Here is a 12,544-nt window from a genome sequence, read left to right on the forward strand (position 1 = left end):
AGCCCCGATTTGACTGCCCCGAAGCGCTTTCGTCGGCCGTCTCGAGTGCATTGTCATCGGCACGTCCGGACGGCAACCGGGCCACCTCGGCGTGACGCTGCATAGCGCGGATCGCGGCATGAGCGTGCACCGTGTGCTGAGCGCGAACGGCCGCTGAGCGAAGCGGCACCTACGACGAAGCATCGTCACGCATGAGTGAGCGTGGCGAGCCACTTTTTCGGGTATGGCTTTTGAATCGACAGGTTCCGGATCAACGTCGCCCGGGTTTCGGGGCGTCGGCCGTGGGCCACCAAGGCGACGGCCTCCGCCAAGGCATATCGAACGCGGCTGTCGCGTCGGATTCCGACCTCCTCGCGAAGGCTCGGACCGAAGCTCGCTGTCAGCTTCTCCTGCCGCTCCGCCAGATAGGAATATACCGACGGATCCATCGATACGTTGCTGACCGCGCCGGACGGCAAGTCCGCGGTCCAGCCTGCGTGCTGCTGCCAACGTCGCGTCTTCGGACTCGTCTTACCACGGGCGACGACCCCGATGAAACGAATCTTTCGGCGCACGACGTCCCACGGCTCCCGCTGCTCCTCGACCCAGTCGCGGAGCAGCGAATACAGGCTCTCGAACGTCCTGCCGGTGGACACAATGTCGACGAACGAGACAGGATCGCCGGTGCGGGCCAGGCGGAACGGCGTCACGCCACATCGAGTCAGGATGACGCGAGCCTCGTCGCGCCACTCATCACACGGCACCCAACCCTCTGAAGACCTGCTGAATGGCAACCGTATCAACCTCGGGTCCTCGGCCAGCACTCCAGTAAGCAGGTCGTACATCGAATCCATCGAGCGTCCGACGAAGTGCAACGCGCCGCCACCGGAACGGGCTAACACCCTGGCCGAGCAATCCACCAACTCTGCCGCAAACCACAAATCGGGGCGGCAATCCCCGTCCAAGAGCGAACCCAGTCGATCCGGTGTCACCAAGTTCCAGCGGAACGGCAAGGTCATCCTCGGGTCGTCGGCCCACATGGCGAACGATAATGCCATGGCCTTCCCCCTGCTGCAGGGAATTGCGTGCCACGGCCCGGGGGAGCCCCGACGGCAGGGCCCCGGCAAAGTCGTGCCGGCGGACAGCCGGCGGCCGGCCGGGATTCTGTGTGGATCGGACCGGGGGGTAGCTGCCCGCGACCTGTCACGATGGTGCGCCTGGTGGCGACGGTGGTTCGGCTGGATGTGCTCGAGCGCGAGTGGCGTCGGAGATGGCGACCCCGGCGAGGACTGCGGTGGCGGCGAGGGCGACCAGCAGCGGCGGCAGGAGGAGCATCGCCGGTGTCAGGGCAGCCAGCACGACCAGGCCGATCGGCCGATCCCGGGATACGCGGGCGAAGACCGCGTACTCGAAGCCGGCACGCCCGGCGAGGAAGAGTGCGGGTCCGCCGAGGATGACGGCGATCCAGGCCGGTTGCGTATGTCCGAACGGGTGGGTGATGACGAGTTCGTCGCCGACGGCGGTGACGACGATGCCGGCCACCATGACAAGGTGGGCGTATGACGTCGATCCGGCAAGGCGGGCCGGGTCGGGGGCCGCTTTGATGGCTGCGGCCGCCAGTTCCCCGGCGCGGTAGATGTAGATCCGCCACAGCAGCACGGTGGTGGCGATCGTCACGAGGAACGCAGCGGTCCGGTCGGGCGTGAAGGCGGTGCCGCGAAGCGCCAGTCCGGTGACCAGGATCAACTCGCCGAGCGCGATGATGTAGAACTGCCGGTAGCGCTCGGACAGGTGTTCGGCCACGGTCGGCAAATCCGACGGGGGCGTGCGGCCGATCCCCGGCGCGGGGTAGCAAAGCGCGTATGCGGCGTAGTCCAGGGCCACCGCGAGTGTCCACAGCGCCACACGCGCCGTCCCATGCGAGAGCGCCCCGGCGATCCACGGCACCGCGGCCACGCCGTACCAGAACAGTATCCGCCCGGAGGTGCGCCGCGGTGCGTGGCCCCGCAGGGCGATCACGAGGAAGATGTTGGTGCCGATGAATATTGCGACGAATACCCCTGCGAAGACCAGGCCTTGCCTGCCGAACGCGTCGGGCAGCGCGATCGCGATCACCAGGGTGCCCACCAAAGTCGCGATGACCAGCAGCTGTATCGCCGGTTGTTGCGGGTCGAACCTGTCGGTTATCCACGCCGTGTTGAACCAGACCCGCCACACTGTCAGCAGCAGCAACAGCGTCTGGAAGGCGCCGCTCCAGGTGAGATCCTGGATCAGCGCGTGCGAGAGTTGGGTGAGCGCGAAGACAAACGCCAGGTCGTAGAACAGTTCCAGGAACGTTGCCATCTGCGGATCCCCAGGCATGCGCAGCAGCTCGCCCGCCCGGCTCGTCGTCATCGGCTCGCCCGTTCTGTCGGCTTCGTGGCAGCGTTGAAGCAGTCGTACCACGCTGCCGCGCCTCCCGGTGCCGACAAGACGATGCCCAGGGTTCTCGCAACGAGTGACGAGCTGACGCGGCGTGGCGGGTGGGCCAAGCAGTTTGGGTGAGTCTGAATCGAGAGTCATGCCCGCTCAGGGCCCCGGTAAAGTCGTCAGGTGATGCCGAGTAGGGCCAGGGGCCGGGTGCTGTCGCGGGCGTGATGTCGGTTGGCGGCGGCGATGTTGGCGATTCCGGCGGTGCGGAGGGCGCCGATGGCGGCGTTGCGTAGGGCGGCCATGACCTCGGGCCCGGTTCCGGTGCGAATCTGGCAGCGGTCTTCGTCGTAGGTGACGTCCCGCACCCAGTGGATCTTGTTTTCGATGGACCAGTGGCCGCGAATCCACGTGGCCAGTTGCGCCGGTTTCGCTTGGTGCACCCGCAGGTCGGTGATGGCGTAGACGGTCTCGGTGGTGAAGCGTTTCGGCTGGTCCAGGCGACGTCTGCGGCGGCGGATCTGCAGTGCTTGGGCGGCGTGTGGGAAGTCGATGCCGGTGGAGAGGGTCAGGACCTTCAAGGTGCGGATCTCGCGGCGGCCGTGCCCGCGGTCGGTGTCGCGGGTGCCGTCCGGGACGGCCCGCCAGGGCAGGCCAGCGAGCTGGCTGTGCAGGCTCGGCTGGTTGCCCTTGACGGTCAGGATCCAGTGCGCGCCGCGTTCGGCGAGGTAGTCGACGTGCTCACGCTGGCAGTGCAGCGCGTCGGCGGTGATCACGGTGTCGCGCAGGTCGCCGATCTGGTCGAGCAGCGGCTGGAACCGGGTGATCTCATTGGTCTTGCCGTCGACGTCGGTACTGGCCAGGATCACGCCGACCGCCTGATCGCAGGCGGCCATCACATGCCGGGCCGCGGCGTCGGTGGTGCGCGAGCCGCGCAGGGTTTTGCCGTCGACCGCGATCGCTCGCCGGGACGTCGACGTGCCGGCAGCAGCCCGGCCGCTAAGCCAGACGCTGACCGCCGCGGTCAGTAGCTGCGGGTCTATGGCCTGCAACAGCCGACGGATCATCGCCTCGGACGGGCGTCGGTCCGGGGCCATGCCCAGCGCGAGCGCGGTCGCCGCCGGCACGTCGGCGATCCACTCAGCGATCGCGGTGTACGACCCGCACACACCGCAGCGCTCACCACGACCGTCAGCCGGTGCCGGACGCCTCGCCGGGCCCGCGGGTCAGGCAGATCGGCCAGCGCTGCGAGCAGTCCGCCAGCGGCTTCGGACACGGCCAGTGCCGGTGCACGCGACACCGACGAGATCAGCGATGATAGCAGGGCGGGCATGACTCACTTCGGCGATCAACACGGCGTAGGAACCTTGATGATCTTCTGAATGGGTCATGCCCGTCTTGCTGCCATCAACAACGGCGCTTCTGCTCCAGTCCACTCAAGTCGGACACCGCCACGACTTTGCCGGGGCCCTGGCCCCGACGGCCCTGGATGGACGGCGCGCTGTCATCGGCTACTTGTTTCATTGACCTGCGACCGTGGCCCGGCCAGGCTTCGGTCGAGGCGCCCGGGCTGTCGCTCTCTTTTCGGCTGCCCACGCTGGTCGTGTGGCTCTCATTTGGCCTGCGCGGCCCGGGCGTCGCCCCAGGGCGGGGAGAGGCTCCAGAGGGGTTTGCTTGGCTCGAAGTAGCGTTGCCCTCCCGGCTCGACAACCAGGTGAATCGAGCTTCGGAGGGCGCGTTGACTGTCACATCAGACCGTGTGGTCATCGGGATGGACCCGCACAAACGCTCTGCCACGATCGAGGTCATGGCCGGCGACGAGACCATCGTCGGCGGCGGTCGCTTCGACACGGGCCGGGACGGCTACACCACGATGAGGAAGTACGCCAAGCAGTGGCCGAACCGGGTCTGGGCGATCGAGGGCTGCCAGGGCATCGGTCGGCACATCGCCAACCGGCTACTCACCGACGGCGAACAGGTCGTCGACGTCCCGCCGAAGCTGTCGGCCAGGGCGCGGGTGTTCGCGACCGGGCAGGGCCGCAAGACCGACGCCACCGACGCCCACTCCATCGCGCTGGTCGGCACCCGCATGGCCGGCCTGCGTCCAGTGGTCAACGACGAGCAGCTCGCCTTGCTGCGGATCCTGGTAGACCGCCGCCGCTCACTTGGTGAAGACCACACCCGGATGGTGTCCCAGCTGCACCAACTGCTCCTCGAACTCATCCCGGGTGGCGCGAAGAAGAGCCTGTCCGCCGCCCAGGCCAAAGCACTACTGGCCACGGTCCGGCCCCGTGACGCCGTCGGCAAGACCCGCCGGCGGGTCGCCGCAGAGCTGATCAGTGACCTCGAACGCGTCTACCAACGCTCCAAGGAAGCCGACAAGGAACTAAAGGAGCTCGTGGCGTCCACCGGAACCACGCTGATGGACCTGCACGGCACCCTCCGGCGCCGCCCGGCTGCTGGTCGAGGTCGGCGCCATCACCCGGTTCCCCAACCGGGCCCACTTCGCCTCCTGGAACGGCACCGCCCCCATCGACGCGTCCTCCGGCGAGCAGGTACGCCACCGCCTATCCCGCGCCGGGAACCGGCAGATCAACCGGGTGCTGCACATCATGGCCACCGTCCAGCTCCGCAACCCCACCGAAGGCCGCGCTTACTTCGACCGCAAGAAAGCCACCGGGAAGACATCGATGGAAGCGATGCGCGCGCTGAAACGACGCCTGTCCGACATCGTCTACCGACAGATGATCGACGACGCCACGATGGCCACGGCGACGGGCCCGGGAGGACAACGGGAGACGACTACTGACTCCAGCGTGACCAGCTCACATCCCCATGCCGGCTCTTCGGAGAAGTCACTTCCCGGACCCGCCAGACCCCAGCCTAGAACAACCCTCGCCGCGGCCTCTTGACACAGAGGGGAGCCAGAATCGTGCGCTCACGCTCCGCCGACCTGCCGCTAGGCCCCTTGCGGTGGGCGCGGAGAGCTTCATGACGGCCGACACCTACGGCCACGTTCTGCCGGCGAGGGCTCGTCAGGCTGCCTCGGCCATAGATCGGGTCCTCGGCCAGGAGCGGACGGCGTGACCGCTTGGCTGTACTCGGGACCGAGATCAACCAAGGAAAGTGCTGGTGGAGCCCAGGGGACTCGAACCCCTAACCCCTGCCTTGCAAAGGCGGCTCGGTGCCGTGGACGCTTGCCGATCAATGTCGGCGACTGGCGCTGGAGTCTAGGACGTTGCTGTCCTGTACCAGCCGTTGTCGACTGTTGTCGCGCGTCTCGCTGACTTATTGCTGACGGACGGCATCGGCTACCGGTCCGCGACCCACACACGGCATGGTTCGAACGCGCTGCTCGACGGGCGCAGAGGCATGCCGATTCCTAGATCAGTGGGCCATCCAGGTGACCAGCGGGCTCGCTGTGCGCGGCTATGAGCACGCCATGCGATGCGGTGGGAGACACTCCCGGACGATGAACGGCATGCCCCCGGAGACGATGTGTCACCGATCGCTGGGCTGGCACGCCCCTGCCCTGCGGCGAGCCGTCATCGTTGCCTCCATCGGGCTCCTCGTCGCTCTGGCGCTCCTGCCGTTCATGACGTGGGAGTTGGCCGCGGTCGGGGGCTGGGACGCCGCCGCTCGCCTTCCTCCTCACCCTCTGGCCGATCATTATCCGAGCGCACAGCTCGCACACCGAGCTACTCGCCATGCGTGAGGACGAGACGCGGGGAACCGCCGCGGTGCTGCTGGTAGGGGCGGGCGTCACCAGCCTGCTGGGCGTCGGCTTTGCTCTCAGCTCTGCCGGACGGCAGAGCGGCTCAACCAGTCTGTGCAGGGGCGGCCACCTACCGCGACTTGGCCTACGTCGCCTTCACGATCGGCATGACTTACCAAGTATCGGACACGGCCATCAGCGATCCGCGGATCCGGGGCGTGTGCTGTCCCATGCCGTCCTGTCGTGCCTATTCGGCGTGGTGATCGTGGCGGGTTCCGTCAACCTCATCGCCGACCTGGCCCGCTGACCGGGTCGGACTTACCGACCGGTTGGTGGCAGGCACGGAGCTCAACGAAACGTGCTTCGCTGGCTTCTGACCTACCACTCCGAGCCGGCGCCATGTCACGGCTGACGTCCGCCCTTGCCACCTCGATCTCATCCTCATTGGCCTGAACCACGTCCGTCTCCTCCAAGCGCATCAAAAGACATCCATCAACGCTTGCTTCTGCGCCGGTGGCTGACCGGCACCGCGTCCAGGTCACGACGTCCTGGAGCCAGTCGAACAGCACCAGTGCGTCTGCCCGCCACAGTGCCAGCTCGACCCTCGGGAGGTGTTCATCCATGCCGGCAGCGGCGTACAGGTCGACTCGTCCATGGCGACGGTCTTGCTGCCTCCTGGCTGCTTTCGCACAGCCAATCGTGCGGGGTTGTGGCATCCGGTTCAGCTCACCGGTTCGGCGACGGCACGGACCGCCGCAAGGCCGCCACGACCGAGGATCCGGCCGTCGGCAGCGCCACGCTCGGCTACGTACCGGACTGGGCCGTCGCCATCGTCGTGCCAGCCCGCAGGGTTGCCAACGCACCGCTCCAGGCCGCCAACTGGTCGAGCATCGTGTTCACCGCATCCACCTGATGAGGGCCGGGCTTGAAGACGCTGAAGTTCTCGAAGTCGGTGAAGAGCGAGAGTGCCACCTGTGCCCGTACGTCCGCCATCTGCAACTCGGCCACCACCAGACGCAGGTGCTCCACTGCACGGGTGCCTCCGACGCTGCCGTAGCTGACGAACCCGGCGGCCTTGTTGTTCCACTCGGCGTAGATGAAGTCGATCGCGTTCTTCAGCGCCCCGGATGTGGAGTGGTTGTACTCCGGTGTCACGAAGACGTACCCGTCGAAGGAGGCGATCTTTTCGGCCCATCGCAGGGTGTGTGGCTGGGTGTACTGGCCCATCGACGGGGGTGTCATCTCGTCGAGGTGTGGCAGGTTGAAGTCCTTGAGGTCGACGAGTTCGTACTCGGCGTCGCCACGCTTGGTGGCGATGTCGTGCACCCAGCGGGCCACCGCCTCCCCGTTACGACCGGGACGGGTGCTGCCGATGATGATGCCGATTCTGGTCATTGTCGCCCTTTCCTTCTATCCCGACACGCTCGGGAGCCGTTGGCGGTTACCCCATCTGCATGGCTTCTAACGGACACAAGGCGATCCGATCGCCGCCGGCAGCAGCAGCCCGGAGGGAACCTGCCGTCCCGTCTGCCCTCGACCCGCCCTCCTGGGGAGCCGGCCGCCGCCCGGCCCGCCACGTCAAGCGGACCTTGACGCCCGTACGGACGCTGGCGGGTCGGGCGGTGGTCTGCTCGGCTTGCCCGGGTCGATGGCAAGCGGGATGGCCTACCGCAACCACTCACGGACCGCGACCCGCCGGCGGAGCCCCGGCCATCCTGGAGCCGGAGCGCCCCCGCCGGAGGCGCCCTAACCGCAACCCTGCGGCCGCCGCCAGCTCGCCGACGCGGCCGGGCGTGCGCTTCCCTACGCCGTGCGGGATGCTGGCCGCGCGGCTCGGCCGGCTGCCGGCCCAGCACACCACCCGTCAACTGTCTCTCGTTCTGCGGCGGCCCTCTGGGCTCCCCGCTCTCCGCGCCAGCCGCCGGACGTCAGGTATGACGGCCGCAGAGCGCCAGCGGCAGCGGCCGGCACGCGCCCTGGCGGCGGCGCGTGCGGCCCGTTGCGGGCCGCCTTGATGTTGCGTAGTAACTTCCGGCGTCAGGTCTGGCGTCCGTCTCTTGTCCGAGCTGGACTCCTGGGCCAGCTCGCCGAATCCGGGCCGTTCAAGTTCCGCGCAACCTGGCCCGACCGCGACGGCGTGGAATGGTCAGCGGAGTTCACGACCGAACGGGAAGCGGTCGACTGCTTGGCGACCAAGGCGGCTGGTGGACTGCGCTTCCATGATCTGCGGCATTGCTACGCGACGTGGTTGGTGTCCGCCGGAGTCCCTGTCAACGTGGTCCAGGCGGTGATGGGCCACGAGCAGGCATCAACGACGCTCAACCGCTACACGCATACTCCGGCGGATTTCCACGAGTCGGTGCGCAGGGTCTTCGGCGGGTCTGCTGACGATCCGCTGACTACCGTAGAAGATCCTCAATTTGGCGGGAAGCCGATCGAGGGAGAAAACAGCCCGTGACCAGGCCAAATTGTGTGGTGGAGCCCAGGGGACTCGAACCCCTAACCCCTGCCTTGCAAAGGCAGTGCTCTGCCAGTTGAGCTAGGGCCCCGTGAGCGGGCGGCGTCGCCGATCGCTCGGCGCCGGGCCTGACCTCAGCGCAGGTCGGGCGCGGTGGTCGCCTCGTGCCACAGGGCACGCTCGTCGTTGGACGCCTTGACCTTGTTGAACACGACGGCGGCCACGCCGACGACGCCAGCCAGAATCAGCAGCTTCTTGAACATGGGGCAACCCCTCAAGCTCGACTACCGTCGGACGACATGCGGTGGGGCTAGATGGAATCGAACCATCGACCTCAGAGTTATCAGCTCTGCGCTCTAACCGACTGAGCTATAGCCCCGCGTTGCGACGAGCAAGATTAACCCATCCGCTCGGCCGGCCCCAAATCGGGGTCCGGCCTGCGAGCCGGGTCGTCGACGCCTCCAGAACCTACCCGAGTGCGGAGCGCCGGAGCGACCGCTATTCGCGGCGCCCCGGCGCTCCGATCGCTCAGTCCCGCTCGGCGAGGGTCAACTCGATCCCGCCGACCAGGTCGGCGCAGACGTTGTAGACGAACGCTCCCAGCGTGGCCAGCGCGGTGAACAGCACCACGTTGACCAGGCCGATCAGCGCCGAGCTGAGGATCACGCCCTTGGCGGTGATCTGGAACCCGTCGGTGCTCTGCCCACCGCCGGCGTTGACCAGGTCACTCAGGCTGTCGTTGACGCTCTGGAACACGCCCATCGCGTCCAGCGCCAGGTAGAGCACCGACGTGGCGACCACCACGACGATGAAGAGCACCACCGAGACGGCGAACGCGAACTTCATCACGGACCACGGGTCGATCCGCTTCAGGTTCAGCCGGGCCCGGCGCGGTCCGCGGGACGCGGCCGAGCTGACCGAGGTACGCGCGGCGCGTACCGCGTCGCCGACCCGGGCCGCCCCGACGGCGGACGCGTTGCCGATGCCCGGTGGCAGGCCACCGCCGCTGGCCGGGCGGCCGGCAGTGGCGGTACGCCCCGGGTCCGGCTGCGGCTGGGTCATGCCGGGGGTGATCCGGGGCTGGGTGCCCGTGCTCCCGGTCGACGCCGCCTGACCGGCCCGGACGTTGATCGGCTGGGTGGTCGTCGGACGGGCCGGGGCCGGGGCCGCCACCGGGGGTGTGCCGGCGGACGCCGGCGCCTCGGGAGCGGAGGCCTCGGACTTGTCAGCCGACCCGCCGTCCTCGCCGGGCTGGTCCGGCGGTGGTGTCATGCCGGGAGCCCGGGTGAATTTCGGGGCAGGCGCGTCGGCGGGGACCGTCGCCCGGCCCACGGCAGCGCGGCCGGTCGCTGGTGTGCCGCCCTTGGCGGCCTCCTCGTCGACCGGGTTGGCCGAGGTCCCCGTGTTCCCCGACTTCGCCTGTGTCTCCGTCATTCAACTAGTCCTGTTCGTCAGGCTCGTCGGCATTGCGAGCAATCGCCACGATAGTCACGCCGTCCGGGAGGTCCATCAGCTTGACCCCCATTGTGTTCCGGTCACGCGTACGGCGTACAGGCTTCACCGGAGTCCGGATGACACCACCGTTGCTTGTGATCGCGAACAGTTCGTCGTCCGGGTCGATCACGACCGCGCCGACGAGACCACCGCGCCGCTCGGTGATCTTCGCAGTCAGCACGCCTTTACCTCCCCGGCCCTGCACCGGGTATTCCTCGATCGGGGTACGTTTCGCGTATCCCCCGTTGGTGGCCACCAGAACGTCCAGGCTCTCCCGAACGACCTCCATGGCCAGCAGGACGTCATCGTCCGTGAAACGCATGCCGATCACGCCCGAGGTGGCCCGACCCATCGGCCGCAGCGCCTCGTCCGAGGCGCTGAACCGGATCGCCTGCGCCTTCTTGGAGACCAGCAGCAGGTCGTCGTCCGGCGCAGCCAGCGCAGCACCGACCAGCTCGTCCTCATCGCGCAGGTTGATCGCGATGATGCCGCCGGAACGGTTGGAGTCGAACTCCTCGAGCCGCGTCTTCTTCACCAGGCCGTTCTTCGTGGCCAGTACCAGGTAGGGGGCCACCTGGTAGTTCGGGATTTCGATGATCTGCGCGATCTGCTCGTCGGGCAGGAACGCGAGCAGGTTGGCCACGTGCTGGCCCTTGGCTACCCTACTGGCCTCCGGCAGCTCGTACGCCTTGGCCCGGTATACGCGGCCCTTGTTCGTGAAGAACAGAATCCAATCGTGGGTTGAGCATACGAAGAAGTGGCTGACGATGTCGTCCTGTCGCAGCGTGGCGCCACTGACGCCCTTGCCGCCGCGCCGCTGTGAGCGGTAGAGATCGACCTTGGTCCGCTTGGCGTACCCGGTCCGGGTGATCGTGACGACCACGTCCTCCCGGGCGATGAGGTCCTCCATCGAGACCTCGCCGTCGAACGGAACGATCTTCGTGCGCCGCTCGTCGCCCCACTTGGCGATGATCTCGCCCAGCTCCTCCGAGACGATCCGCCGCTGCCGCTCCGGCTTGGCGAGGATGTCCTTGAGGTCGGCGATCTCGATCTCCAGCTTGGCCAGGTCGTCCACGATCCGCTGCCGCTCCAGGGCGGCCAGCCGGCGCAGCTGCATGTCCAGGATCGCGGTCGCCTGGATCTCGTCGATCTCCAGCAGCCGGATCAGGCCCTGCCGGGCGTCGTCCACGGTCGGCGACCGACGGATCAGGGCGATCACCTCGTCCAGCGCATCGAGTGCCTTGCCCAGACCACGCAGGATGTGCGCCCGCTCCTCGGCCTTGCGCAGCCGGAACGCGGTCCGCCGACGGATCACGTCGATCTGGTGCTCGACGTAGTAGCGGATGAACTGCGCCAGGTTGAGCGTGCGCGGCACACCGTCGACCAGCGCCAGCATGTTGGCGCCGAAGGTCTCCTGGAGCTGGGTGTGCTTGTAGAGGTTGTTCAGCACCACCTTGGCGACCGCGTCGCGCTTGAGCACCAGCACGATCCGCATGCCGGTACGCCCGGAGGACTCGTCGCGGATGTCGGCGATCCCGGCGAGCTTGCCTTCCTTGATCAGCTCGGCGATCCGCTCGGCCAGGTTGTCCGGGTTGACCTGGTAGGGCAGCTCGCTGACCACCAGGCAGGGCCGGCCGCGCTTGTCCTCTTCGACCTCCACGACAGCGCGCATCCGGATCGAGCCGCGACCGGTGCGGTAGGCGTCCTGGATGGCGGTGGTGCCGACGATCAGGCCGTGGGTCGGGAAGTCCGGACCCTTGACGATGCCGAGCAGGGCTTCGAGGGTGGTCTCCTCGTCCTCCTCCGGGTTCTCCAGGCACCACTGCACCGCCGCGCCGATCTCGCGCAGGTTGTGCGGCGGGATCTTGGTGGCCATGCCGACCGCGATGCCCTCGGAGCCGTTCACCAGCAGGTTCGGGATCCGCGACGGCAGGATGGTGGGCTCCTTGGCCCGGCCGTCGTAGTTGTCCTGCAGGTCGACGGTGTCCTCGTCGATGTCCCGCAGCATCTCCATGGCCAGCGGGTCGAGCTTGCACTCGGTGTACCGCATGGCGGCGGCCGGGTCGTTACCCGGCGAGCCGAAGTTGCCGTTGCCGTCCACCAGCGGGTACCGCAGCGACCAGGGCTGCGCCATCCGGACCAGAGCGTCGTAGATCGCCGAGTCGCCGTGCGGGTGGAACTGACCCATCACGTCGCCGACCACCCGGGAACACTTCACGTAGCCCCGGTCCGGCCGGTAGCCGGAGTCGAACATCGCGTAGAGGATCTTGCGGTGGACCGGCTTGAGGCCGTCCCGGACGTCCGGCAGCGCTCGACCGACGATGACGCTCATCGCGTAGTCGAGGTAGGAGCGCTGCATCTCCACCTCGAGCCCGACCGGCTCGATCCGGTCGTGCGCGACCACGGCGGCGAGGACCTCGGGGACCTCGGGCTCGTTCGGTGTGGACTCGGGTGAATCGGTCACTGTATACCCTTATCAGACTCAGAGT

10 protein-coding genes, 2 tRNA genes and 1 pseudogene are annotated in these 12,544 nt (G+C 67.7%); 4 read left to right on the plus strand and 9 right to left on the minus strand.

Features of this window, described 5'->3' with window-relative positions; translation table 11 throughout:
• Positions 1-185 precede the first annotated feature (185 nt).
• From OG990_RS29425 to OG990_RS29435, 3 genes are all read right to left on the minus strand, one after another.
• The gene (locus tag OG990_RS29425) at positions 186-1,037 is read right to left on the minus strand and encodes a hypothetical protein (protein ID WP_406077839.1); all 852 of its coding nucleotides are present in this window, start codon (positions 1,035-1,037) and stop codon (positions 186-188) included.
• A 145-nt stretch (positions 1,038-1,182) separates the two neighbouring features.
• A complete protein-coding gene (locus OG990_RS29430; RefSeq protein ID WP_406077840.1) occupies positions 1,183-2,322 on the minus strand; it encodes a low temperature requirement protein A in 1,140 nt (379 codons plus the stop codon).
• A gap of 245 nt (positions 2,323-2,567) precedes the next feature.
• Positions 2,568-3,557, minus strand: a complete 990-nt coding sequence (locus tag OG990_RS29435; protein ID WP_406077841.1) for an ISAs1 family transposase — start codon at positions 3,555-3,557, stop codon at positions 2,568-2,570.
• Positions 3,558-4,195: 638 nt separating this feature from the next.
• Between OG990_RS29435 and OG990_RS29440 the strand changes: the two are divergent.
• The 3 genes and pseudogenes from OG990_RS29440 to OG990_RS29450 form a co-directional block, all read left to right on the plus strand.
• Positions 4,196-4,555 (plus strand): annotated as a pseudogene (locus OG990_RS29440) (transposase); the annotation flags it as partial.
• A gap of 310 nt (positions 4,556-4,865) precedes the next feature.
• Positions 4,866-5,300: a transposase gene (locus tag OG990_RS29445; RefSeq protein WP_406081932.1), complete on the plus strand. Its 435-nt coding sequence runs from the start codon at positions 4,866-4,868 to the stop codon at positions 5,298-5,300.
• 874 nt (positions 5,301-6,174) lie between these two features.
• Positions 6,175-6,366 (plus strand): DUF1345 domain-containing protein, encoded by a 192-nt coding sequence (locus OG990_RS29450; RefSeq protein WP_406077842.1) that lies wholly within the window; start codon positions 6,175-6,177, stop codon positions 6,364-6,366.
• 541 nt (positions 6,367-6,907) lie between these two features.
• Here OG990_RS29450 and OG990_RS29455 read toward each other — a convergent pair.
• Positions 6,908-7,498, minus strand: coding sequence for an NAD(P)H-dependent oxidoreductase (locus tag OG990_RS29455; protein ID WP_355615231.1), 591 nt, complete (start codon positions 7,496-7,498; stop codon positions 6,908-6,910).
• A 619-nt stretch (positions 7,499-8,117) separates the two neighbouring features.
• Here OG990_RS29455 and OG990_RS29460 point away from each other — a divergent pair.
• On the plus strand, positions 8,118-8,561 hold the full coding sequence (locus OG990_RS29460) for a tyrosine-type recombinase/integrase (RefSeq protein WP_386986192.1): 444 nt from the start codon (positions 8,118-8,120) through the stop codon (positions 8,559-8,561).
• 15 nt (positions 8,562-8,576) lie between these two features.
• On the opposite strand, the gene OG990_RS29465 is transcribed toward OG990_RS29460, so the two are convergent.
• The 5 genes from OG990_RS29465 to gyrA all read right to left on the minus strand — a co-directional run bounded on the left by OG990_RS29465 (position 8,577) and on the right by gyrA (position 12,519).
• Positions 8,577-8,652: transfer RNA gene (locus OG990_RS29465), tRNA-Ala, on the minus strand.
• A gap of 43 nt (positions 8,653-8,695) precedes the next feature.
• Positions 8,696-8,824: a DLW-39 family protein gene (locus OG990_RS29470; RefSeq protein WP_208869723.1), complete on the minus strand. Its 129-nt coding sequence runs from the start codon at positions 8,822-8,824 to the stop codon at positions 8,696-8,698.
• 42 nt (positions 8,825-8,866) lie between these two features.
• Positions 8,867-8,940, minus strand: a tRNA-Ile gene (locus OG990_RS29475).
• Between the two features lie 149 nt (positions 8,941-9,089).
• Positions 9,090-9,995, minus strand: coding sequence for a DUF3566 domain-containing protein (locus tag OG990_RS29480; protein WP_328422037.1), 906 nt, complete (start codon positions 9,993-9,995; stop codon positions 9,090-9,092).
• Positions 9,996-9,999: 4 nt separating this feature from the next.
• Positions 10,000-12,519, minus strand: a complete 2,520-nt coding sequence (gene gyrA / locus OG990_RS29485) for a DNA gyrase subunit A (RefSeq protein ID WP_406077844.1) — start codon at positions 12,517-12,519, stop codon at positions 10,000-10,002.
• Positions 12,520-12,544: the final 25 nt, after the last annotated feature.

This window comes from Micromonospora sp. NBC_00858 (assembly GCF_045207365.1).
Taxonomy (GTDB): Bacteria; Actinomycetota; Actinomycetes; order Mycobacteriales; family Micromonosporaceae; genus Micromonospora.

Excerpts from the sequence above, each read along its gene's own strand:
- OG990_RS29460 (WP_386986192.1), top strand. The coding sequence starts at position 8,118 with ATGTTGCGTAGTAACTTCCGGCGTCAGGTCTGGCGTCCGTCTCTTGTC.
- OG990_RS29480 (WP_328422037.1), bottom strand. The coding sequence starts at position 9,995 with ATGACGGAGACACAGGCGAAGTCGGGGAACACGGGGACCTCGGCCAAC.
- OG990_RS29430 (WP_406077840.1), bottom strand. The coding sequence starts at position 2,322 with ATGGCAACGTTCCTGGAACTGTTCTACGACCTGGCGTTTGTCTTCGCG.
- OG990_RS29470 (WP_208869723.1), bottom strand. The coding sequence starts at position 8,824 with ATGTTCAAGAAGCTGCTGATTCTGGCTGGCGTCGTCGGCGTGGCCGCC.
- OG990_RS29455 (WP_355615231.1), bottom strand. The coding sequence starts at position 7,498 with ATGACCAGAATCGGCATCATCATCGGCAGCACCCGTCCCGGTCGTAAC.
- OG990_RS29425 (WP_406077839.1), bottom strand. The coding sequence starts at position 1,037 with ATGGCATTATCGTTCGCCATGTGGGCCGACGACCCGAGGATGACCTTG.